Here is a 3,042-nt window from a genome sequence, read left to right as displayed (position 1 = left end):
AATTTTAACTTACAACCCTTTAACTGCTTCTTACGACAGTGTGTGTCGCCTTATATCCACCCCCTGAAGTGGGTGGTTTTACGGCGACTGGTGATAAAATGCGGATTGGCGGATTTAAAAAAGCTTTTAACGGCCTGTTTGCTTATTAGTTATTATTACAAGGCAAAAAATCATAAAAAAAGGCCCTCAGCATTTAATGCTGAGGGCCTTTTGATTTACTGAAAATTATAGCAAACCGTTAATCATACAATCACGATGGTTTTTGGCATAATTATTGTTGTCATGCTCGTTACCATCATAATCGCTATTAAAGATTAAGCTGGAGCTTTACCTACCACGTGCAACGCTTTAACGTTGACAAACTCTTTGATACCAAAGCCGCCATGTTCACGACCAAAGCCAGAGTTTTTCACACCACCAAATGGCAGGCCTGGCTGAACCAAGCTATAACCATTTATATAGACCATACCGGTATCGAAGTATTTTGTCGCTAAACGAATGGCTTTGTCCTCATCTTTTGAGAACACACCACCGCCTAAGCCATAGCGGCTGTCATTAGCGATACGGAAGGCATCCTCTTCATCTTTAGCACGAATTAAAGAGGCCACTGGACCAAATAATTCATCTTTATAAGCTGGCTGGTCTTCAGTAATGTTCTCTAAAATAACTAAGGGATGGAAAGCGCCTTCTTTAGGCAAGCTTGAATCAAGCTCGCTGCTATAAGCGATCTTCGCCCCTTTATCGATGCTTTCTTGCATTTGCTTTTGCAAGGTATCACGCTGCTTGGTGCTAGACATTGGACCTACATCAGTAGATTCCTGCATTGGGTCGCCTACCTTATAGCCCTTAAACTTCTCAATGAGTAGCTCTCGGAATTTATCATACACAGAGTCTACTACTACGAAGCGTTTGGCAGCCACACAAGTTTCGCCATTATTGTATAATCTAGCGTGAGCACACGTTGCGGCGGCCAATTCTAAATCAGCATCCTCAAGTACGATAAAAGCGTCGTTTGAACCCAGCTCCATTACTGTTTTCTTCAAGACTTTAGCGGCTTGCTGCGCTACAATCTCCCCCGCCTTATCACTACCGGTTAAGGTAACTCCTCGGACTTTGTCATTTTCAATAATTTGCTCAGACTGATCATGGCTAATGATTAGTGCTCTGAATAAATCTTTAGGCAAACCAGCCTCATGCAAAATCTTCTCAATAAGTAAGCCTGAACCAGTCACATTAGAAGCATGCTTTAATAAAATACTGTTGCCAGCCATTAGGTTTGCAATGGTATAGCGGATAACTTGATACGCAGGATAGTTCCATGGCTGAATACCATAGATAATGCCAATAGGTTGATAAGTTACGATACCCTTTTTAATGCCTTCGATATCACGAACATCATCTGCTAAAGCTTCAATTCCTTTATCAGCAGTAAAGTCACATATGCTTTTACAAAGGTCTACTTCCTGCAAACTATGTTGGTAAGTCTTACCCCGCTCTTCGGTCATTAAACGGGCCAACTCTTCTTTATATTCAGCCAACTTTTCCCCAATTGAACGAATGACTTTGGCTCTATTTTCTGGAGTTGCTTCTCTCCATTTTAAAAATGCTTCATGAGAGGCCTCAATGATGCCATTTACTTCAGAATCACTCATATAGTCATATGAAGTGATTTTCTCACCAGTAGTTGGGTCTATAGTTGTTATGTCTGACATAGGGATATCCTTATATATATTATGCTAGTAATTTTATTGCGAATGAGCTTTTTAATTATGGCGATAATTAGCCACTCTTTTCTTTTTTATTTAACGCTTACTAGCATAACAACTAAAAGACCTTTTAGCTTTGTAAGGATGTAAACAACTGTGCTCTATATGTTAAAACAACTTAATATATAACCCTCTGTTTTACTTAGACTTTATTTAGAATAAATGACTTATTTTGTGCACTTCGTCTTCACTAGCTTCTTCATCAGCCACTACTTGACGTGCCACGTGCATGATTAACTGACGTAACCATCTGTGAGCAGGATGATGCTGTAATAAAGGAGACCAAGCCATCGTCAACTCAAATTCTGGGATAAAGAAGGGCGGCTCTTTTAATAAAATTTTGTCATTATTGGCTTGCATCCGTGCCACCCGAGTGGGCAACGTAGCAATTAAGTCTTTATTTGCAGCAAGCATTGCTGGCATCTGATAGTGACGAGTGAACACACTGATTTGACGCTTTTGACCTAAGCGTTGCAGTGCCTGATCGATAGAGCCCAGACCACCTGATTTATCTGGGTTTACACCAAAACCAACGCCCATACCTGTTTTTGAAACCCAAACGTGCTGTGCTTTTAAATAGTTTTTTAGATTAAAGCGATTGGCATAGGGACTTTCAGCTGACAATAAACAACTAAAAGTATCTCGCCATACTAAAACCTGGTGGAAGCTTTGTGGTATTTCATTAAAGCGGTTGATAGCCAAGTCCACTCTGCCCTGCTCCATATCTCGATAAGAGACATCAGAAGGGGTTAAGAAGTCTAAAATGACGTTAGGAGCTTCTGAGCGTAGCGCTTTGACCAAACGAGGCACCAAGGTTGCTTCGGCATAATCCGAGGTCATGATTCTAAAAACTCGAGAGGTGGTATAGGGTCTAAACTCTGTACGTGGCTCTAGTAATTGTGAAAGCTCAGCAAGTATCTCGCGAACACGAGGCTGGAGCTCTAATGCCCGTTCTGTGGGGGTCATACCTTCAGAAGAGCGCACCAACAACGGATCGTTAAATAATTTACGCAAACGACGTAGGATGTTACTCATTGCAGGCTGAGTTATGCCCAACTGCTCTGCTGCACGGGTGACGTTTTTTTCTCGCAGTAGCACATCTAAATTAACCAATAAATTTAAATCAACCCTTTGTAAATTCATAACACTCTCTGTGATGAGTACTTCCAAGACTGTCTATTAAAAGTCATATTCAACCGCACTTTTTGCCATGAACCCTATGGGTACCTTTCAGGTCTATATTTACAACCCAATTGGGGGTTAAAGCTATTTGGAC

General features: G+C 41.0%; 2 protein-coding genes. Both read right to left on the bottom strand.

Going from position 1 to position 3,042, the window contains the following annotated elements; all coding sequences use genetic code 11:
• Positions 1–314: 314 nt before the first annotated feature.
• Positions 315–1,712: an NAD-dependent succinate-semialdehyde dehydrogenase gene (locus tag A1019T_RS11875; protein ID WP_077451845.1), complete on the bottom strand. Its 1,398-nt coding sequence runs from the start codon at positions 1,710–1,712 to the stop codon at positions 315–317.
• A 207-nt stretch (positions 1,713–1,919) separates the two neighbouring features.
• The gene (locus tag A1019T_RS11870; protein WP_077451843.1) at positions 1,920–2,909 is read right to left on the bottom strand and encodes a LysR family transcriptional regulator; all 990 of its coding nucleotides are present in this window, start codon (positions 2,907–2,909) and stop codon (positions 1,920–1,922) included.
• Between the last annotated feature and the right edge of the window lie 133 nt (positions 2,910–3,042).

This window comes from Psychrobacter piechaudii (genome assembly GCF_900162825.1).
Lineage (GTDB): Bacteria > Pseudomonadota > Gammaproteobacteria > Pseudomonadales > Moraxellaceae > Psychrobacter > Psychrobacter piechaudii.
The sequence above is the reverse complement of the archived record's forward strand: the minus strand, read 5'-3'. Positions and strand labels throughout refer to the sequence as shown.